This window comes from Mesorhizobium escarrei (genome assembly GCF_935825525.1).
GTDB classification, from domain to species: Bacteria; Pseudomonadota; Alphaproteobacteria; order Rhizobiales; family Rhizobiaceae; genus Mesorhizobium; species Mesorhizobium escarrei.
This window is the reverse complement of record NZ_CAKXZT010000116.1, coordinates 111,028-130,734: the sequence shown is the minus strand read 5'-3', so window position 1 is coordinate 130,734 and position 19,707 is coordinate 111,028. Positions and strand designations below refer to the sequence as shown.

General features: G+C 56.3%; 14 protein-coding genes and 4 pseudogenes. 5 read left to right on the top strand and 13 right to left on the bottom strand.

Annotation, left to right across the window (positions count from 1 at the left end; translation table 11 throughout):
* Positions 1-282: 282 nt before the first annotated feature.
* From ehuB to ectB (NMG80_RS09640), 3 genes are all read right to left on the bottom strand, one after another.
* Positions 283-1,086 carry an ectoine/hydroxyectoine ABC transporter substrate-binding protein EhuB gene (gene ehuB / locus NMG80_RS09650; RefSeq protein ID WP_254017916.1) on the bottom strand — a complete coding sequence of 268 codons (804 nt, stop codon included), beginning with the start codon at positions 1,084-1,086 and terminating at the stop codon, positions 283-285.
* Positions 1,087-1,854: 768 nt separating this feature from the next.
* Entirely contained in the window at positions 1,855-3,306 is a 1,452-nt protein-coding gene (locus tag NMG80_RS09645) for an aldehyde dehydrogenase family protein (protein ID WP_254017867.1), read from the bottom strand.
* A gap of 173 nt (positions 3,307-3,479) precedes the next feature.
* Complete coding sequence (gene ectB, locus NMG80_RS09640) at positions 3,480-4,778, bottom strand: diaminobutyrate--2-oxoglutarate transaminase (RefSeq protein ID WP_254017866.1); 1,299 nt, start codon at positions 4,776-4,778, stop codon at positions 3,480-3,482.
* Between the two features lie 230 nt (positions 4,779-5,008).
* Between ectB (NMG80_RS09640) and NMG80_RS09635 the strand changes: the two are divergent.
* The 3 genes and pseudogenes from NMG80_RS09635 to NMG80_RS09625 all read left to right on the top strand — a co-directional run.
* Positions 5,009-5,249, top strand: a pseudogene (locus NMG80_RS09635) (IS66 family transposase); the annotation flags it as partial.
* Between the two features lie 469 nt (positions 5,250-5,718).
* Positions 5,719-7,053, top strand: coding sequence for a diaminobutyrate--2-oxoglutarate transaminase (gene ectB / locus NMG80_RS09630; protein WP_254017865.1), 1,335 nt, complete (start codon positions 5,719-5,721; stop codon positions 7,051-7,053).
* A gap of 1,057 nt (positions 7,054-8,110) precedes the next feature.
* The gene (locus tag NMG80_RS09625; protein ID WP_436798577.1) at positions 8,111-9,787 is read left to right on the top strand and encodes a GMC family oxidoreductase; all 1,677 of its coding nucleotides are present in this window, start codon (positions 8,111-8,113) and stop codon (positions 9,785-9,787) included.
* A 535-nt stretch (positions 9,788-10,322) separates the two neighbouring features.
* Here NMG80_RS09625 and NMG80_RS09620 read toward each other — a convergent pair.
* Positions 10,323-10,742, bottom strand: a complete 420-nt coding sequence (locus NMG80_RS09620) for a DUF2267 domain-containing protein (protein WP_254017863.1) — start codon at positions 10,740-10,742, stop codon at positions 10,323-10,325.
* Between the two features lie 188 nt (positions 10,743-10,930).
* Positions 10,931-11,860, bottom strand: coding sequence for a 2-oxoglutarate and iron-dependent oxygenase domain-containing protein (locus NMG80_RS09615; RefSeq protein WP_254017862.1), 930 nt, complete (start codon positions 11,858-11,860; stop codon positions 10,931-10,933).
* 548 nt (positions 11,861-12,408) lie between these two features.
* Here NMG80_RS09615 and NMG80_RS09610 point away from each other — a divergent pair.
* Positions 12,409-12,731: pseudogene (locus NMG80_RS09610) on the top strand (transposase); the annotation flags it as partial.
* Positions 12,732-13,138: 407 nt separating this feature from the next.
* A pseudogene (locus NMG80_RS09605) lies at positions 13,139-13,336 on the top strand (helix-turn-helix transcriptional regulator); the annotation flags it as partial.
* Positions 13,337-13,836: 500 nt separating this feature from the next.
* Here the strand turns inward: NMG80_RS09605 and NMG80_RS09600 are convergent.
* The 8 genes and pseudogenes from NMG80_RS09600 to NMG80_RS09565 all read right to left on the bottom strand — a co-directional run bounded on the left by NMG80_RS09600 (position 13,837) and on the right by NMG80_RS09565 (position 19,694).
* On the bottom strand, positions 13,837-14,676 hold the full coding sequence (locus NMG80_RS09600; RefSeq protein ID WP_254017861.1) for a 2OG-Fe(II)-dependent halogenase WelO5 family protein: 840 nt from the start codon (positions 14,674-14,676) through the stop codon (positions 13,837-13,839).
* Positions 14,669-15,925 (bottom strand): diaminobutyrate--2-oxoglutarate transaminase, encoded by a 1,257-nt coding sequence (gene ectB, locus NMG80_RS09595; RefSeq protein WP_254017860.1) that lies wholly within the window; start codon positions 15,923-15,925, stop codon positions 14,669-14,671. Before ectB (NMG80_RS09595) ends, NMG80_RS09600 begins: the two co-directional genes overlap by 8 nt.
* A 796-nt stretch (positions 15,926-16,721) precedes the next feature.
* Positions 16,722-16,829 (bottom strand): annotated as a pseudogene (locus tag NMG80_RS09590) (1-aminocyclopropane-1-carboxylate deaminase); the annotation flags it as partial.
* 44 nt (positions 16,830-16,873) lie between these two features.
* Positions 16,874-17,227, bottom strand: coding sequence for an exopolysaccharide production repressor protein (locus tag NMG80_RS09585; protein ID WP_254017859.1), 354 nt, complete (start codon positions 17,225-17,227; stop codon positions 16,874-16,876).
* Between the two features lie 17 nt (positions 17,228-17,244).
* A complete protein-coding gene (fdxB, locus tag NMG80_RS09580; protein ID WP_254017858.1) occupies positions 17,245-17,550 on the bottom strand; it encodes a ferredoxin III, nif-specific in 306 nt (101 codons plus the stop codon).
* On the bottom strand, positions 17,547-18,029 hold the full coding sequence (locus NMG80_RS37805) for a CCE_0567 family metalloprotein (RefSeq protein ID WP_436798576.1): 483 nt from the start codon (positions 18,027-18,029) through the stop codon (positions 17,547-17,549). Before NMG80_RS37805 ends, fdxB begins: the two co-directional genes overlap by 4 nt.
* Before the next feature lie 93 nt (positions 18,030-18,122).
* Positions 18,123-18,512 carry a hypothetical protein gene (locus tag NMG80_RS09570; protein ID WP_254017857.1) on the bottom strand — a complete coding sequence of 130 codons (390 nt, stop codon included), beginning with the start codon at positions 18,510-18,512 and terminating at the stop codon, positions 18,123-18,125.
* Positions 18,513-18,539: 27 nt separating this feature from the next.
* Positions 18,540-19,694: a TlpA disulfide reductase family protein gene (locus NMG80_RS09565; protein WP_254017856.1), complete on the bottom strand. Its 1,155-nt coding sequence runs from the start codon at positions 19,692-19,694 to the stop codon at positions 18,540-18,542.
* Between the last annotated feature and the right edge of the window lie 13 nt (positions 19,695-19,707).

Below are 19,707 nucleotides of genomic sequence, written 5' to 3'. Positions count from 1 at the left end.
GAGGAAATCTGAAGCTGACCACTGCGTCATCGCTGCTCGTCGACCTACCGAGTCCCTGTTTCCGTCACTGACTCACACTGAGGACCGTGAGCGAAATTCAACGACCGCTCCACAGCACCCGTTGGGGGTCGCCTAGCATGTCGCGACCTCAAGCAGCCATCTCCGCGGGGGGACTGCTACCACAAAAGACAAACCTTTATGATCTGGTGTTCCGCTAGCTCCCCGACCCGGGGCTGGGGAAGCTAGTGTAGCAATGATCGGCGGATGTCGCCCGGCCTTAGTTTAGGCTTTGCAAAGCTGGGCGGTCGTGGTGCCGTCCGGCAGGTTGGTTTTGGTGTAGCCATACTTGCCGACTGACTCCATCATTTCGTTGGAGCCGAGATAGCCTTTCAATACGGCATTGAACGCGTCGACCGCCGCCTGTTGGTTGAGCAGGAAGGCGAGAGCCGGATAGCCTTTCGGACTATCGGGAAGCGGATCGGTCACGTCGAGGCTGGCGTCCTTGCCGGCGAACTCCTTCATGGTGAAGTAGTCGCCTACACCCGCGGCCGCGCGGCCAGCCTTCACCGCCTGCAGGACCTCTGCTGATCCGGCCACCTGCAAGATCTTGTCGTCGGCGATTCCGGCTTTGCGCGCATTCTCGACGTCGTCCCAGCCCGCGCCGGTGGCGACGGTCAGGCTCTTTTCGCGCACGTCCTTATAGGAGTGCAGGTCCTGCGGATTGCCCTTCGGCACGATCAGGGCTGCGCTGGCAACAGCAAGCGGCTCGGTGAAAAGCACGTTGCGGCAGCGATCAGGCAGGACAAACATGCCGCCGGTGATTATATCGAAGCGACCGGCATGCATTCCGGGGATAAGCGAGCCCCATTCCGCCACAACCGGTTCGACCTTGGTGGGGCCCAGTTTTTTAAGGATGTCCAGCGTCATAACATTGACCCAGCCGAGCGGCTCGTTGTTTGCGCCCGGATTGGCGAAGGGAGGCTCGTTGGAGAATCCAAGCCGGATAGTTTCTCCGTTCTTGATCTTGTCGAGCAGCGACTGAGCCGACGCTGACCCGGTGAATGTTACAGTTGCCAGGGCCGCCATACCCAAGGCAGCCACCTTGAGAATTACTCGACTGAAAAGATAGCTCCTGACCTCTACGGAGTGCCACGTGTTCATTTGAGAGTCCTTCCATTCCCAATGGCCGCTGGTCCCGCCGGGTGACGTGTAGAGAGGACGTCGAGCCAGTGCTTTTACATGGACCAGAACTCGGCGGTTTCCCGTCTCTGGCGGTCACGTCGCGAAATCTGGAGAACTTCTTCTCGAGTCAAATGTCGGACGGCTTTTCCCGCCTAGTAAAACTAGCAGCCTTGCGAGACCACGGTTATGCCAAATTTCAGTACCTCGCGCAGGAAATCGGCGATTTTGGTATGCTCCAGGACGCGGTTGAACGCCGGAGATCTGCGACGAGATTTTAGTCGGCAGTTGACTATTTGGTGAACCGGCGAGCTGGGGGCAGCACCATCTTGTCCCAAAGCGTGAGATGACTCACACCCGTGTAAGCCAAACGTGAACGGCAAGCCAAGCGGACGCTATTGTCGGCCGAAGCCGCGGCAGTCATCAAACAAAGCTGCGGCACTGTGCAGGGCGAAATGGCTGCGTCATCGTCCAGCGCCATTGCTGAGACTCCTTCCGGCCAGTCCAGCGGCGGCCGTAGCGATCCTTGAGGATTTCGAGGAGATCGTGCGGGCGTGATCATCGTGGTTCAAGGCCCCAATTATCAACGATCAGCAATTGGGCGCGGGCGAGCGTGCCTTACAGGCGTGCGTGGCCACCATCGCCGTGGCGAGGGCCAGGTTCGCAAACAGCCGTTCACAATGGCCGCGAGATCCGGATGCCGATATTTCTGGTCTGGACGTAGCCATCAAGTGCTTCCTGTCCCTTTTCCCGGCCGTAGCCAGACTGCTTCACTCCCCCGAATGGTGTTTCTACGCCGCCGACGTACCACCCATTCACGTACACTTGGCCAGCCCAAAGGCGATCGGCGCACCATAGAGCACGGTCAATATCCCGCGTGAACACGCCAGCTGCCAAACCTTGATCGGTATCGTTGGCTAGTTCGATCCCCGTAGCTGGGTCATCGAAAACAGTTACCGAGAGAACGGGACCGAATACTTCTTTCTGGAAGAGATTACTGTCTCGCGTGACATCTGCAAAAACAGTAGCGGCCATGAAATAGCCGCTCCGCTCCGAAAGTGCGGCTCCACCGGTTACCGCCCGTGCCCCCTCCAAAACGGCAATCTCACACGCTTCCGTGACCCCCTTGCGCTGCTTCTGGGAGATCATGGGTGTGATGTCACAATTTTCTCGCCCCGGACCAACGGTTAGTCCTTCGACGCAAACTTTCACTTTCTCCAATAATTCGTCTGCGATCGATCGTTGGACGAGCAGTCTTGTTAAGTTATTGCAATTCTGACCCGCGTTCAGATAGGTTCCGATACGCACCGCGTCTACGACAGCATCGAGATCCGCGTCGGAATACACCACTGCCGCTGACTTGCCGCCCAGTTCCATGATACAGGGGACGATGCGTTCCGACGCGGCCTTAAGCACCGTCCGCCCGGTTGCCGTGGATCCCGTGAACACTATGTGACGAACATCGGGATGCTCGATCAGCGCCTGGCCAGCGGTCTGCCCGTAACCGGTGATTACATTGACGGCTCCGGCTGGCAATCCTGCGGTTTCGCAGGCGCGCGCAAACTCTACCCCAGACAGAGGAGCCAATTCCGGAGACTTCACCACGACTGAGTTGCCTGTGGCAATAGCGCAAGCAAGCGAACGAGCCGTTAGTTCAAGAGGGCCATTCCAGGGCACGATCTGGGCCGAAACACCGAAGGGGCTCCTGACGGTGTAGTCGACAAACTCGGCCCCGCGAGGGATCGATCGGCCTTCAAGCTTATCGGCGAGACCGGCATAGTAGCGCAGGTAGCGTATAGCGGTGCGAACCTCACCCTGTGCGAGATCCAACGCCTTGCCCGTCTCGATGCAGTTAATGGTCGCGATCTCCTCGCTCCGCGCCTCCAGCGCGTCTGAGACACGAAAGAGCATTCGTCCCCGGTCGTAGGGATGCATGTCTATCAGAACGCGGTCGCGAAAAACGCGGTTTGCGGCAGCAACGGCGAGATGAACTTCTTCAGGTCCCGCCTCCGCAACGATCGCAAAGGTCTCCCCATTTGAGGGGTCATCAACCTCGATCCGTCCGCCGGACGAAGAATCTCTCCACTCTCCGTCTATATAATTCTTGATTACTTCTGCGCCAGCCATCGAGAAATCCTCCACACTTACCTATCGTCCACGCAGAAGTACTGGCGTGCAGCACAGTCCGTATGGTTTCGCGATGTCAAAGCGGAAACGCATTCGGACTGCCTGAGCATCGAACTGACCTGCGAAGACAAATGCAGACCGATCGGTGCTGCTTTTGTCGTACGCCTCTTCTGTCAGCGACTTGCCGCCGTGCTGTCCTGCACCGTTCGTACGCAGTCGCGGATGATTGACAAGCCCCGACGCAGATCAGCCTCGGCTATGGTGAGGGCCGGCATGAACTTTAGTACTTCACTGTATGAACCAGCGGTTTCTAAGACCAAACGGCGAGCGAAGGCCTCCTTCGAAACGCGCGCAGGCAGCGAGTGATCCTTTGGTGAAACGAGCCCATACATCAGCCCGCGGCCTCGTACGCTCAGCCCCAGTCCTGGGTGATCGGCGGCAATAGATGCAAGCTCGGTAGCTAGGATCTCAGATTTCCGCGCGATCTCATCCTCAAACTTTGAATCGGACCAGTAAGTTTCAAGTGCCGCGCGAGCAGTGACGAAAGCCAAATTGTTGCCCCGGAATGTCCCGGTGTGGGCGGCGGGCTTCCACACGTCCAGGTCTGGCTTGATTAGAACAAGAGCCATCGGCGTCCCGTATGCCGATAACGACTTGGACAAGGTAACGATGTCTGGCACGATGCCAGATGGTTCGAAGCTGAAAAACTTCCCCGTGCGTCCGACACCAGCCTGGATGTCATCCAGGATCAATACAATCCCATGCCGCGAAGTTAGCTCACGCAACCGCTGCAACCATTCAACACTGGCAGGATTAATACCTCCTTCGCCTTGAACTGCCTCGAGGATCACCGCGGCAGGGGTATCAAAACCGCTTGATGGATCCGCGAGAAGCTTCTCAAGATAGGCGATCGTGTCGAACGATTCCCCGAGATAACCCTCGTACGGCAACGATGTCACGTGGGCCAACGGAAAGCCCGCGGCTGCCCTCATATCTTTATTCGCGGTGGCCGCCAACGATCCGGCGCTGACCCCGTGATACGACCCCGTAAACGACACAATATTTGACCGGGCCGTTACCTGACGAGCCAGCTTCAGCGCCGCCTCCACGGCATTGGCACCTGTAGGACCCGTAAACTGCAGCTTGTACGTCAGACCACGCGGCTTCAGGATATAGCGTTCGAAAGCTTCAATAAATCCCTTCTTGGCTGTTGTAGCGAGATCAAGGCTGTGCACGATGCCATCGCGCTCAATATAGTCTAGCAACGCCTGCTTAAAGGCTTGGTTGTTATGGCCGTAGTTGAGCGCACCCGCTCCACCGAAGAAGTCTAAGTATTCCTGACCGTCTGCCGCTGTGAGTGTCGTGCCAACACCCCGATCGAATAGGACCGGAAATGAGCGGACGTAGCTACGCACTTCAGACTCCAAGCGGTCGAAAAGTGCGAGACTCACATCTTTGGCAATCTGGTTCATAAAGGCGGGCTCCTTCGGGTTGGGCAGCCTGTAAGGCTAGTAGCCGGTTCAAATGTGAAGAGGACGGCCAGTGCCGTTACATGTAACATAGCTTGTCCAGTAGCCCGGACTGAGCGAAAAGCAGACCCCTAATTGCAGGAAATCGGCGTTCTGTCGGCGCTTGCGCAGGTTTTGAACAAGTTGGGTTGTGCCGGACTTGTCTTCCTGAAAACTTGTTGCGAGGGAGCCAAGCGGGACGCCCGGCGCCTGTTCTGGAAGCCAGCTGCTGCGCCCACAGCCGGCGCAAAGTGTTCGAGCTGGCCGATATCGAAGCGGCGGGCGCAAGAAGCGCGCGGCGAGAAGCCCAACCTGGTCTATCCGCTCGCGGTTGAAGCCGTGAAGCGCGTTGATGCGCTGTTCGATATCGAGCGCGAGATCAACGCCCTGTCGCCGGCCCAACGCCACGCCGCGCCCCATTTTAGGCAGAACAGGTAGTTTACCCGTTCGAACAACCGGCCTTGGGGTTTCCATTCCCAGCGGCCGGAAGGTGGAAGGAGTATGCGAGTTCGACGTTATATAGTCCTTGGGCAGATTCGGGCCAATGCACATCGATCCATTACGGCCAGCGAATTTTCTGGCCTGGCCCACACCAAGCGCGTCCTCCTCGACTTCTCGCTATCGGGCGCGCCCCGCCCGGTGTGCAATGGCCCGTCCGATTTTTGAAGTAACTCCCCATCTCCGAAGCAAGACTGTCACAGAAAAATCTTAAACCTTTAACTCGACGAACGCGGACTTAGGGGGTCATGGTGCCACGTTTATAGGCGCCGCTCATGACAATGCCGACTGCCGTCCATTTCATGCTGCCAAATGAGTGGCACGAACGAAAGACGCCGCCCCAACATGAGCGCTCGCGCACCCATGATCGTATCGAATTCGCCTTATGAACAAGAGGATTGCCGCTATGAACAAGAAAATCTCGCCTTCGAACCGTGCGAGCATCTCGATTTTTGAGCGTCTCGAGTCCGAGGTGCGTAGCTACATACGGTCTTTCCCGGTCCTATTCGATCGCGGGCTTGGCAGTACCCTGATAGATGCAGGCGGTCGTGAATATCTAGACTTCTTCGCGGGGGCAGGCGCCCTCAATTACGGACACAACAACCCGGCCTTCAAGAAACCGGTTCTGGAATATATCGAGCGCGATGGAATTGTGCACGGGCTGGACCTCGCCACCAGCGCCAAGAAGGCATTCATTGAGGCCTTTGAGCGGTACATTCTTAAGCCACGTGGTCTGAATTATAAGCTCCAGTTTACTGGTCCGACAGGTACAAACGCCGTCGAGGCGGCACTGAAGCTGGCTCGCATAGTGACCCACAGGTCAAACATCGTCGCCTTTGCCAATTCCTTCCACGGTGTCAGCGTTGGATCCTTGTCGGCGACCGGAAACAAAAAGTATCGGAGTGCCGCAGGTTACCCCCTCGCGAACGTCACATCTTTGCCGTACGATGGCTATCTTGGCCCTTCCGTGGACACACTAGACTATTTCGAGAAGCTGCTCAACGATCCTAGCAGTGGCCTAGATATACCCGCCGCGGTAATTTTGGAAGTAGTCCAAGGTGAGGGGGGGATCTATCCCGCTAGTTTCCAATGGCTACAGCGGCTGCGTGATCTGACCAAGCGCCACGGAATCCTGATGATCATTGATGACATTCAGGCGGGCGTAGGTCGCACGGGAAAATTTTTTAGTTTTGAAGCCGCTGAGATTGTGCCGGACATCGTCACTCTGTCGAAGTCATTGTCGGGGATCGGCACGCCGATGTCCCTCGTTCTTCTGAAGCCTGAACTGGATGTTTGGTCGCCTGGCGCGCACAGCGGTACGTTCAGAGGCAACAACCTTGCTTTCGTCGCCGGTCATGCGGCCCTTGAGACCTATTGGGCCGACTCCAAATTCGAGGAAGAAATCGCTCGCAAGTCCGCCATTCTGGCTGAGGAACTCAAGTCAATCGCAAACGATTTCCCTAATCCTGGTCTGAGTGTGCGGGGCCGCGGGCTGATGTACGGACTCGTATTTCAAAAGGACCACTCATTGCCGGTCCAAATCTCACGGGAAGCTCTTCGTCGCGGCTTGGTGATCGAGACCTGTGGCGGGCAGAATGAGGTGCTGAAGTTTCTTTGTGCTCTCACCATTGCCGAGGCTGACCTGCGCCGTGGTCTGTCGATTGTTCGCGACAGTATCAGCGCGGTGAAGAACACTATGGCGAACGCCTCACCGAAGCGACTCCACGGCAGCGAACGTTGATATGTAGAAGCGCGACGTGCTGGCGGATTCGACTGAGCGAGTCCTTTAAAAGAGCGAATCAACCTAGTAGCATCAGTTTCTCGCTGTAGAGTAGAAATGCGACACGAGCAGGAGTGCTCTCTCGTCTTCCCCGACCCAGGAACCGAGATGCAGGTGGGAAGGTTATGTTCGAGAACCGCCGCATCGGCCATGCTTTGGAGTGGCTGGTCATTCGGCTTCCGGCCGCGCTTCAACAGTAACGCCCTGCTCAAAGTCGACGCGAGGATCGATCGCTTCCGAGAATTCGCTATCCTCGCCGCAACTCGGCTTGGCCGGAAACTGCCATCAAAGTTCGGCCAAGGCTTTCATGTGTAGAATTCATTCGAACACTTGTGTCTCGCCAGTGAAGATAGCTTGTGCTCCACCTCGTGAGACCTACCAATACGCGTGGGGGATTTTAGCCGAAATACGCGATATACACGGCGTCGCTGGTTCAACGCGCACCTCAGATGGACAGCTCGAACCGTCAGCGACCCCGAGCTGAATCGCTGTACCGGTGTTTGCGCGGAGGCGGAAGTCCGGCAGGGGCTGGGCTCTGGAACCTGCTCATACGTTAAGGAAGGCGAGGCCCCTTAAGCCAGTGAGTATATCACGATCTTAGATCGATATAAACCATCTACTTGCTTGATGAAATGGCTCGCAAACGTGGTAGGCAATTCACAAAGGATCATAATTCGAAGGATATGCTGAGATTGGACAAATATTGCTGAAAACCACCAACGGATCGAACCTTCGGCCGGTGTGGTCGAAGTAGAGGTCGAGCTTCGCTCTTTGATGAGCTTCTCCATTCGCCCCGAGTGCACTAGAGATCCTGCCAGAGCGCCCGTGCCGCCCAACGCTTTTGCTTTGAGTGAAGTCACGGTCTGAAGCGCGGATTAGTCCCTGCGTCACCCACTCGGCTTTGCCACGTGGCCAGTTGTCCCTGGTCGATAACATGAAGTCGCTGAACACACGCGCGTCCTGGCTCCTTTCCCGGACGCCTTGTCCGGGCATACAGATGAAAAGCGGAGGACTGTCTTTGTTAATCGACTATATAATTGTAGGTGGCGGCTCTTCCGGATGCGTCATGGCAAACAGGCTATCGGCCAATGGAAGCCGGGTCCTGCTCATTGAGGCTGGTCCCGACTTTCGCCCTGATGCCATCCCTGATGATATCCTCGATGGCGACCCTACGAGGGCTTACTACAACCCCCGCTACCAGTGGCCGTCGCTCAACGCAACCATAGTGCAGGATGTCAGCAGGCGTACACACTATGAACAAGCCCGGGTCATGGGAGGGGGCTCCAGCATTAATGCTCAAGTAGCTAATCGGGGAGCCCCCGCGGACTATGACGAATGGGCGTCTGGCGGTGCGACGGGCTGGGATTGGGAAGGTGTCCTGCCATATTTCCGCCGACTTGAGTGCGATCTGGATTTTAACAATGAATTTCATGGCAACGACGGCCCACTGCCGATTAGACGCGTGGGGAAAGCAGAATGGTCCGGATTTATTCGCGCCGCTTCCAGCGCATTTGAAGATAGCGGGATACCGTTTCGACCAGACTTTAACGGCGAGTTTGGAGATGGTCACTCAGTTGTTCCATTGACGAACCGCAACCGTCATCGCGTCTCAGCTGCAATGGCTTATTTGTCGAAGAGCGTCCGAGCTCGACCCAACCTGACAATCCTGCCCGAGACGACGGTCGTACGTTTAACCTCTTCGGGACGTCAAATAACTGGCGTCGAGACCGAAAGTGAGACCGGTCGGCACTCATATAGCGCGTCAACGGTTGTCCTATGTGCCGGCGCCATCCATTCGCCGGCCTTGTTGATGCGGTCCGGGATCGGCCCAGCCGAACAGCTGTTAAACGTCGGAATCCCAGTTGTCGCAGATTTAAATGGCGTCGGAAAAAATCTTCAAGAGCACCCGGGCGTCGCCATCTCGGCGTATTTGAGGCAGGACGATCGCATGGCGCCTGTCGCGACCGGCTATATTCAGATGCATGCTCGTTACTCGTCAGGATACGAGGGCTGCCCGTCGAGCGATATGGCCATCTCAGCCCTCGCCAAGTCCGCGTGGCATCCGATTGGTAAACGCCTTGGCACCTTGGCTTTCTGGGTCAACCGCGCCTACTCGACAGGAACGGTTTCGCTCAGGAATTCTTCTCATGCTACTGAGCCGGAGGTGAATTTCAATATGTTGAGCGACAAGCGGGATGGTGAGCGATTAAAGGAGGCGTTTCGGTTCGTAGCACAGCTGCTTCAGCACAAGGCGCTGCTGGCGCTCGCACTTGACCCATTTCCTTCTACCTGGAATGGGCGAGCAAAGCGGATTAGCAAGTACAATCGCCTTAATTTCGGGCTCACTTCGATTGTCGCCACGCTTATGGAAAGTAGCTCGTGGTTGCGTCGAAGCCTCATAAGATCTGTAATCACCGATGGTCATAGCATATCGGACCTCCTCGATAGCGACGAGCTTCTTGGCCACTTTATACGCCAGAATGCCTTTGGAAACTTTCATCCGACTTCAACTTGTCGAATGGGACCTGCTCTGGAACCAACTAGTGTTACGGATCCGTCCGGGCGCGTTCACCAAGTGTCGGGCTTAAGAGTCGCCGACGCATCGGTGATGCCATTCTGCCCTAGAGCAAATACGAACATCCCAACAATCATGGTCGCTGAAAAGATGTCTCACGCCATACTGAATGAGCGCTAATCGAGACGTGGATGCCGTCAGGGGATAGTGGGCGGAGCACTCCCAGACCTTCTGGCGCTTATCCATTGGCTCGCGTTAGTCGGCCCTGCTCGGGAACAAGGCTATGATCGCTGTGCCTAGGCCTTCATGTCCGCGATCTGTTCCCGCTGAGCCTTAGTCTTCAGCTCTGACAAATTGCGGGGGCGTGTCGCTAAATCTGCAATGCTTCGGGCAAGCTGCAGCCCTCCCGTATCAGGATTGGAGGACACGGATGACCTAAGCTTCGAAGCTTCTAGCAGAATTGAAGGAGTCGCCAAATCGTGGGTCTGTCCGATGAGCGAACATGGAAGGATCGTGGAGGGCTCAGGTTCAAGTGAACCAGAGGCACTCCGCAATGCCGTCAGCCTTGGCAATGATGATGGTTGGGCGACTTTGAGTTCGTGCTCATGCAAACCCGACAAGTGAAAGGAGCGCTCAAGGCGATCCCGGTCAAGACGGATCGCCAGGATGCCGAGGTACGTTGGCTTCGCGTGTACGCTGATAGGGCACAAGTCTCTCAGTTTGGCCAAAGGTCATGCAGAACTCTCGGAGTTGCAGCCTTGGCCTCTTCGATCTCTGCTGCAGACAAACGGTCTGCCAACTGGCTTAGGACCGAGCGGGCGATCTCTTCCGGATCCACTGCCGGGTCGCGGTGGACGCCGTCGTGGATCCGATCGAGAAACGAAGTCCGGTTTCTGGCGATGGCGCGGCGGCCGGGGTGCCAACCCTCGTAGTAAAAGCCGCGCAGTAAGGCTGGCAGCTGCGCACCCATGTACACGGCCTCGTCGCGACCCAGGCAGTCGCGCAGGGCGTGCAGCGTCGCAATCAAAGCTAAGAAAACCCGCTCGCGATCATGCCAATGAAGTCTCCACGCCAGATCGCTGACCCAATTCTGGGTCGCCTGCAACGCATAGGTGAGATCATGACTCACGAACATGAGTATTTTTCTGTTCTTGAAGGTTGTCTAAGCGCTGCAAGGAACATGACTACAAACGGCTTCCGTCCGCCTGCCGCCGCGCTATACGCGCGACGCGGGACGGATATAATTTTGCGTGAGTTCTCCCGGCATATCACCCCGAGGTGGTCGTCGCCATGAGTTTAAGCAGCCTGAGAACACCGGACACATTACTGCAACTCTCGGGCGCGCCCGGCGCCATTCCCGGTTTCGACTGACTCGTAATTGCGCAGCATCATTTCCGCGACACTGAAGGCGTGGCGCCCTTCCCGCGAAGTCAGGCGCGCGTCGACGTCGGGATAGATAAAGAAGGGAAGCGAAATTCGGTCGGTCAGACCATTGTGCGCGACCTGATGCGGCGTACTCTTGAAGCGGTCGTCGCTCAAGGCCTGAAGCATATCGCCCAAATTGACTACGAGACTGTCGGGCAGGCTCGGCACTGGCATCCAGCGCCCGCGCAACCACACCTGCAACGACCGGGTGGGGAGTTCCTCCTGTAGTAGCAGCGTGAAGAAGCCACCATCGGTGTGCTTGGCGCACGTGCCGCCGCGAGCTGGATACCGAATTACGCGTTGCTCGAGCGTCGGGGGGCTGAAATACCGTTGGAACCAGCCTCGTTCCAAACCGATCACGTCGGCAAGCGCCGTTCCGAGCTGCGGGACGACTTCGCGGAGCACGGTAGCCTGCAAGGCAAGCAGGCTTCGCGCGAAACCAGGAGCCAAGGCCTCATCCGGAAACAGCGTGATCCCGCCAAACGGACGGCGGTCGCCTTCGTTGTCGATTCCGAGATCGAACACTTCCTTCGGATCGCGGCCGGCGTCGGGATGTAGGATTTCCCCGTGCAATGGACTGTATCCACGGGCGATAGTGGGATAGATCCCTTGAGCTGCGTGACCGAAGCGTTCCTTGACCGACTGTGGCAAAGCAAAGAACCGCCGGGAGGCCTCGATGGCTTGCGCGATCTGCTCCTTCGGAATGCCATGCTCGACAAGGTAGAAGAACCCGTAGTCCTGGCAGGCCATTTGTAGGCGCCGTTGCTCTCCACGTTGCGTTGCATCGGCCCCCAGTTTCGCCAGTGAAATTAGTGGTAGCGCGTCCATAATCGTTCATCCCTTGGTGTTTGGCCTTGTGAGGCGCCTGGAAACTTAGCAGTCCCATCCTTGCCCGTGATGCATCTCCCATCGGCGATGGCTGGACATAAGTATTTTTAACACGCTTTCGGCGACGACAACATCGTGAATCCAATAAGAATGCGCATCGCATTATAAATTGAGAATTACTATTGCTTAACATCTTTGCCTAGAAAGTTTCATATTGACGTATATTAACCGGCGTTTGATATGAGTTTCGGCAAACGAACAAAGACGCTCGCAACACGCCGCAATTTAACCGGAACTCGTTCGATTTTCGCGCCGACTGCGCAAGTTGAACTTCCTAGACCTCTTGCCGGAAGATGAATCCAGCGACGCTCCGTTGAAGCTTCTGATTACCTCTTTGGGCCAGGGTTCCGAAACGCGCGATGCCGGAGCGGATCTGCGCGGGAGTCACACGCGTCCGGGTAGGCGATCCCAGTCGCAGGAGCGGTGTCCCGGGATACTTGCCTGCACGGCGCCAAGGCGGCAAGGATTGCCACCTAGTGATGGCGTTGCGTCGGATTGCGGTCGATACCGACGGGCGGCTTTTGATGGTCAACCTGACGCCGGCCGATATCTCCAACAGCGCCGGCGCAGGTCCATTCTCGCCGGCGTCCGCAAGCGCTGGCCCTGGGTCAAGCACATCGCCGACCGCGATCAGCTCAAGCTCATGGCAAGGGCCGCCTATCTCGACTTCTGCCGCGCCGCTGGGTGATCGAACGCACCTTCGGCTGGATGCCCGGTGGCAACGCCTCGTGCGCGACTACGAGCAGCGCTCGACGTCTCCCAGGCCATGACCCTCGTCGCAACGGGCGGAACTGCTGCAAAGAACCGCTCAACGTCAGTTTCAAGACCGACTCTCAGACTTATTTATCCACACGATATATTTTTAACACGCCGATGAGACTCCGTGGGGTGTCGACTTTTCTCGATTTTACCTCTTTTCGCCGAAAAAATCGATGTGGCGTGCAAACTCTTTCAAGCTCGTAAAAGACACGCGACGAAAGTATCATGTTTGTACTCCACATTGCGCTCGCATAACGATGACGAAATACAAGTTTAAGGTAAAATAACCTCGACAATTGCAATCAGATGCTAGAGCGGTGTGGATTCAGAGCTGCCCAGCAAGCCGCGCAGAGCCGTAGCCTTACACCCCGGCAGTTTCGTGCCCAGTGACAACATTCTGCAAACCACTGCGGAGGAGAGACTGTGGAATATCGGCGGATCAGCGGTTTCGAGGAGCCACCCACCCTTTCTCCAAGAGAAAAGGAATGCATCCTGTGGACGGCGGAAGGGAAATCCTCTTGGGAAATTGGACAAATTTTAGGTATATCCGTAAACACTGTTAACTTCCACATAAAAAACGTAATGAGAAAGCTGGATACATGCAGCAGAACTAGCGCAGCTATAAAAGCGCTACAACTTGGAATTATTCAGTTGTAGATGTCTGCCACGAAATCTATTTCACAAGTATCATGTTCGAAATCACAACCATTATTTCGGAGAAAGCTATTTCCGATCGACAACTTTAACATTGTGGGTAGACGCCTAATACATCTGCAAAGAAGGAGACGTTTGCCCCTCACGTCTCGCGTTGCTTCTTCCTTTGCTTGTCGCGATGTGTGTTCGGTTGCGTTCCGTGAACAGCGGACCACTGCGAGCTCCCACTTTCAGGAAGGTCCGGCAACAACAGCCTGTGGCTCACGGTGTCGTGCCTATACCGGGTTTGTGATCAAGCACTAAGAGCGACCCCTTCTAGATCACCCGCGCACCAGGCAGTGACGCGACACATAATTGGTAATTGGGTCAGCGACCGGCAGCATCTGAAGCGCCAAGCGCTTTTTATGACACTGTCGATCTTTGGATTAACCCGACGGCTGTGCCTGAAGGGACCGCGTTGGGGATGGATGTGACACGTGTCAGTGGAGGTCGGTCGTCCAACGTCAAGTCCACCAGACAACAAGATCTGGTCGCGCAAACCCGAAAAAGCTGTTCAGCACCAGGCGAGGCTTTCCGTTACCTGATTGACCGGTGACCCCGTGAACGAAGCCGCCATCGATCAGGGCGATATCCCCCGCTTTGAGCTCAAATTCGCGACAAGGAAGGCCCTCGAGATAGGCTGCCGAATAGGGATAGCCAGTGGTCTCCACACCCTGCGCTATTCGGTCCGCAACTGTCGGTTTATGGCTCCAGAGCCTCAGATTGCCGCCTTCCTCCGGCATGCTGGGATAGAAGTTGAGTGCTGCGACAGTGTTTTGCGCCACCGAAGAAAGCTCATAACCGTCCCCAGCACGCAAGACTTGAGCGACATCGTCGTGGGGATCCAAGGAAAATGTGCCGCTGCCGGACCAGCTGATAGCACGACAAACATTGGCCTGACCGTGTTCTGAACGGGCCAGTCGCAATTCAATGCCCTGGTTGTCAAGCTCGCGCTTCAACGCGCCGAATATTGCTCGGACCGGGTCAACCAAATTCTTAAAGAGGGCCTCCACGTACGGTCGCGCATTTTCGGCCTCTGCAAAATACGTGGCTGCGTCCTTCCTGTAGTGCGATGCGCCGACATATTGTCCGGGCACTCCATCTTTTCGTTCCTTGAGACCGGTGCTGCCACTGAAGTTGGCGGTGATCTCCTCGGCGACCTCAGTGCTGAAAGCTTGCTTCATGTGCAGAGCGGTGGTCTCGCCTTTCATGACTGAGATGATGTCAGCAGTGCTGATGGAGCCGGTGCGTTCTCTGACAGAAACTGGAGAGATGGCCGGCGGTTGAGATATCTGACTAGACATTGTCTTGCTCCTGTAGTGCGTGATCAAGGACGGCGATGCCGTGATCGAGCTCGTCATCGGTGATGGTTATCGGCGGGAGAACTTTGATAACGTCGCGATCTGGCCCTGAGGATTCGATAAGCAGACCGTTTTCGAACGCGATATCGTGTACACGGCTCACAGCGGCCGATGAACTGCACTTGAGGCCGGCCATCAGACCGCGGCCGCGCTTCTGTTCAATGCACTTGGGAAACTTAGCGACAAGGCGGTCAAGGTGCGCTTGCAGCTTGACCGCTGTCCGCTCGACGCCAGCAGTAAACCGGAGGTCCGACCACATTTTGCACATGGCCCCTGCCGTCACGAAGGCGAAATTGTTGCCTCTGAAAGTCCCGCTATGTTCTCCGGGTTTCCAAATGTCCAGGTCGGGTCTAATCAGAACAATGGACAACGGACTACCTGAACCGCTTAGGGACTTGGAAAGAGTCACTATATCAGGTTCGATTTTTGCGAACTCGAACGAGAAGAAATCACCGGTCCGACCCGATCCTGCCTGAATGTCGTCAACGATGAAAACAATGCCGTGCTTGCGGCAGATGCGCTGAATTTCTGTGAGCCAAGCTGCGGATGCGGTGTTCATGCCGCCTTCTGCCTGGATAGGCTCCAAAATGATTGCGGCAGGTTTTTCTATGCCGCTTCCCGGATCGCTCAAAACGCAGTCGATGTAACTCGCAGAATCGAAAGCCTGGTTTGCATAGCCGTCATAAGGCACGCGGATCACATCGTGGCGTGCGACGCCTCCCAGCTCTCTCGTAGACGCCGAGCCCGACACGGCCAGGGAGCCAAGCGACATGCCATGGTATGAGTTTGTGAAGGCCATGACACTTGAGCGACCGGTATATTTTCGCGCCAGGGCCAGTGCCGCTTCGTTGGCGTTTGTGCCGGTCGGCCCAGGAAACTGTATCTTGTACGAAAGGCCTCTGGGCTTCAGGATCGATTCGACAAGCGCTTCAATGAAGTCACGCTTTGCCGCCGTATACATGTCCAGCGACAGAAGAATGTTATCACCGATCATATATTCTATTGCTGGGGCAATGATAGTTGGGTTGTTATGTCCGTAGTTAAGTGCGCCAGACCCCACAATGAAGTCGATATGAGGCTTACCGGACTCATCCCAGATTGTCGCCCCGAGAGCTTTCGTAAATACTGTCGGAAACGACCGGCAATAACGACGAACGTTAGATTCATACGTGGCGAAAGCGTCGGTATTCATGATGAGTCCCTGATCTAGCCGAGCGTCAATGAGAGAGTGGGTTGACGCGAACTTGTCTAAGGTTTTCGGCTGAACGCCGAAACTACGGCATTTGGTAGTTGACGCATTTGCCTGCGAGAACTCCCTAAAAGTCGGCTCTGGTATCGAGGCAGACCTCCACATGGGCTGGCCCTGCCGGTTGACGCCGACGCTAATAAATCAGGGAATTCACGGCCCAAAATGCCTGGGAACGAACCTGCTGGTATTACGTCGTGGCGATGGTCTTGCAGCATCAAGCCGGTGGCGCCTTACGGAAGATGCGCTTTGCTATCCCGGAAGGGGCAGGCATAGCGGTTTGCGGGTCGTTGACCTCATGCTGACAGAGGAGTGGCGACCATGATCTGTGCCCACGCAAACGCCCCCACGGCAGAGCGGACGCCCGAACAGAAGAACGCAATTAGCGGTGGCTAGGACGACCAAAAAGGCCCGGGCCGACTGCTTCGGCACTGAACTGATCGAGAGTCTGCGCCAGGCAGTTGCGTGAAAACATGCCTAGCTGCCGCTGCACGCCATCCAAATCGACCCGACGTCGCCGGCGTCAAGTCGGTCCGCAAGATGGTAGTCACTGGAGTTCAAGCGCCGGTTCCGCATTCCGGCTTCGACAATAGGGGTTGGAAACAGGGCCGCCGGACACCGGACTTTGCGGCAGCTGCGCACATCAGACGCCGCTTCCGGAACGCTCCCACCTTAGCTCATGGGAATTCCAGTTGGTGCATATCGCCTGCAGGGCAGCATGGCGTAGCGCATCTGTCGCGCGTCAGCCATTGCGGAAGGCGTAACCATACCCGTTGATCGCAGGCGCGCCGCCGAGATGCGCGTAGAGGATCTTAGACCCCTCTGGAAAGAAGCCTCTCTTCACGAGGTTGCCCCGAAGTTATAGGAACCTGTGCTTTATCTTGTCACGGCGCCTCAAGGGAGGAGCATTGCCATCCCGAGCATTTGATTGCGCTGGCGTACATCTGAAGATTCATTCCTCACCTCATCACTGTCTGATGACTGGAATTGAACTTTCTGGGAGCTAACGAAAAGCTCAGCCCTTTGCTCGCCGCGAACGCCGCTGGACCGCCAGATTAGAAATAGAAGGTTTGCAAAATAGGCCACCTGGAGAATCAGCCAAAAGGCCAGCGTCGTGAAGACGGCCAGACGGATGGAATCCGACGCGAAGTAAACCGTCACAGCGTTGCCGCACAGGACCATCCCCAGGAGCCGATAAAAGATGATTAAGCGCAAATGCCGTTCTCCTGATTTTCTCTCGTCAATCATGCAGCTCAGGCCGAGATCTAGTCGGCCGCGACATGAGTCTGGCAGTTCTTTGGGCAGACACGGCCGCAGGCTCCGCAGCCAATGCATCGGCCAGCATGGTCCACCACCATGATCATGCGATTGAGCTCACCATCAAAGTCGTCGTCACGGCCGTCGCAGGCGCCGAGGATTTCACCCGCGTCATCTACGCCGTAAAGGTGCATGACCTCCCGCGAGCAGACCTTGAAACAGCGCCCACAGCCGATGCAGATCTTGCCATCTATAGTCGTTAGATATTCCGGCATCCATATGGAGCCGTCGCGGGTGATGAATTGGCCCTTCATCGTAAAGTCTTCATTTTCGTGAGCTCTCTCCTGGCACCATGCAACTCCGCATAAACGGCGTGCGCTTTCTCGGCCACTTCCTCTATCTCAGTCCATTTCACCGGAAGACCCTCGGCAAGGTCGCGCAAGTTCGTCTTAGCAATTGCTGCACGCAGTTGAAGCTTTCGGACCTTTTTCACCATCTCATCCAAGTTTGACATGATCCTTCCTTGAAAATCGGTCTTTTCACGCTCGCACGACGTGGCAATAGGCATAGCTGCAGTCGCATCATCGACCAGTTTGGTTCCGGAATCCGCGACTCTCCGGACAGTCTCGAACCCCAACCGGCGGACGCCTGGACAGAACGAGCAACTGTCCGCCCGCGAAAAGCACGCGCCCGAAGCCCAGAATTCACCTTGCGGGCACTTCATCAGGCCTGAGCAAACCCCGCTACGGTGAAAACGTAGAGCCTCCATCAGGGACCGATCCGGATCGCACATGATTGGATCTTCCTCCGCAGTTCCTTGGTGACGGGAAAGCCGCCAGCAGCTCGGTCCCCGATTTAGCATCGGATAAGCCGCAGGAGGCATTGGTCAAACAGGGGCAAGACGCTCACCGTCCTTGTTGACGGCAGGCCACGCGCTGCGTGAGAAATTTCGTTTCCTCAATTCCAGTCCTCGTCCGCAACGGAGGATTTCTGCTTTCGGGTACGCCGAGTTCGGGCACACCTGCGCAACCGGCGGCTGGCGTGGGAAGCGCGATTCCCCGCAATTGACGTCTTCGTGGCCGATCTCGAACACGCCCTGGACTGTGATGCCTTCCAAGACATGCCAAATTCGGCTCGAACTTCTCTTCCGCGCCGTATCCGCTTGTTGGTCACTAATGTCTGAGCCTTTACTTGCAGCAAACGATCCCCCCTCTGCTGCCTCGGCATACTTCCTGCGGGCGCGCCGCCGCAGAAAATTGACCAGGTTCAATTCCACGTGTTGTTCCTTTGTGATCTTTGCTCATCAGGCGGCTGCGCTTTGACTTTCCGGAGCGTTATTTTGCGGAACCACGCAGAGATCCGCGTAACAGGCGTTCTCACCCGTGTAGTTGGCCAAGGCTTGGAGCAAGGGGGTAAGGTAGTACTGTTTGATGTGGTCCGGCATTGGCTCCGGAAAATCGAGCGATTTCAGCGCAACCTCGATCAGCTCGATAGCGCGAACCTTGTTGCCACACTCATAGTGGTACTGAGCGACTGGAACGTACCAAACGAATTTAAGGGGGCCGTCGTTTTCTGGAGAACTCAGTGCCAAGATCTGTTCAGACAGCTCTTTGCCCATCGCGAAGCGCTCAGCATGGGGAAGATGCGAGTTGTTCCTCGATGGATCGAAGAGTTGCTTCAGGGCCATCACCATCCAGGACACGGCCTCAAACTTCTTGTCGATAGCATCGTCGACCAATTGGCGCATAACTGGCAAGCCGGTCTCCATGTCGCGCATCTTGTGCAGCAGAAGATCCACATGAGTATGCCGGAACCCGTAATTGTCTGGCATTAAGGCTAGGCCTCCTTCGACGGCCGAGAGCGCCGCCTTCCAATCCTCCGCCTGCATGGCCGGCTGGAGTTCGGCGTATATCGGTTCGGTCAGCGCCAGTTCGCGCGCTGTGCGCTGATTCCTAGCGATCCGCCCTGTGTCGGCGGCTTTCGCTTCATCGCTGCTGCGCCAGCTTCCCTCTATAACTCTGGGTAAAACGTCATCGAGATCCACCGGGTGTCCGATGAATGCGATGCGGCCGTCGCGGTCCACCAGGAACGAGGCAGGAATCCCGAGAGAAGAACTCGCCTTCATCCATAGTCTGTTCATTTCGCCTGTGTAATCGAACGCGATCCGATAATTTAGATTGGGGAACCTCTGAATCAGCCAAGCATCCAAGCTCGTCCGCGTCTCCTCCGCGGTTGGGCCCTCCTCGCTAGCTGCGACTCCGACGACCTCAAATCCGCTGTCCTGATATTTCTCTTGCAGCTGCATCAGATGGGGCATCGCCGCCACACAAGGTCCGTACCCAGTCGCCCAAAACTCAACAAGGTACACCTTGCCGGGTTGGAAGTTCGTGAGGGGCTTGCCACGCAGCCAGCCGTTGACTTTGATCGGAGGAGCCGGGGACTCAATACGCAACACCATGTTCTTCTCCAAA

What these genes read in the sequence shown, in the direction of transcription:
- NMG80_RS09620 (WP_254017863.1), bottom strand. Translation starts at nt 10,742, where the DNA reads ATGTTCGTGAGTCATGATCTCACCTATGCGTTGCAGGCGACCCAGAAT.
- ectB (WP_254017860.1), bottom strand. Translation starts at nt 15,925, where the DNA reads ATGAATACCGACGCTTTCGCCACGTATGAATCTAACGTTCGTCGTTAT.
- ectB (WP_254017866.1), bottom strand. Translation starts at nt 4,778, where the DNA reads ATGAACCAGATTGCCAAAGATGTGAGTCTCGCACTTTTCGACCGCTTG.
- NMG80_RS09615 (WP_254017862.1), bottom strand. Translation starts at nt 11,860, where the DNA reads ATGGACGCGCTACCACTAATTTCACTGGCGAAACTGGGGGCCGATGCA.
- NMG80_RS09645 (WP_254017867.1), bottom strand. Translation starts at nt 3,306, where the DNA reads ATGGCTGGCGCAGAAGTAATCAAGAATTATATAGACGGAGAGTGGAGA.
- NMG80_RS09565 (WP_254017856.1), bottom strand. Translation starts at nt 19,694, where the DNA reads ATGGTGTTGCGTATTGAGTCCCCGGCTCCTCCGATCAAAGTCAACGGC.
- ectB (WP_254017865.1), top strand. Translation starts at nt 5,719, where the DNA reads ATGAACAAGAAAATCTCGCCTTCGAACCGTGCGAGCATCTCGATTTTT.
- NMG80_RS09600 (WP_254017861.1), bottom strand. Translation starts at nt 14,676, where the DNA reads ATGTCTAGTCAGATATCTCAACCGCCGGCCATCTCTCCAGTTTCTGTC.
- NMG80_RS37805 (WP_436798576.1), bottom strand. Translation starts at nt 18,029, where the DNA reads ATGTGCGATCCGGATCGGTCCCTGATGGAGGCTCTACGTTTTCACCGT.
- fdxB (WP_254017858.1), bottom strand. Translation starts at nt 17,550, where the DNA reads ATGAAGGGCCAATTCATCACCCGCGACGGCTCCATATGGATGCCGGAA.
- ehuB (WP_254017916.1), bottom strand. Translation starts at nt 1,086, where the DNA reads ATGGCGGCCCTGGCAACTGTAACATTCACCGGGTCAGCGTCGGCTCAG.
- NMG80_RS09585 (WP_254017859.1), bottom strand. Translation starts at nt 17,227, where the DNA reads ATGATTGACGAGAGAAAATCAGGAGAACGGCATTTGCGCTTAATCATC.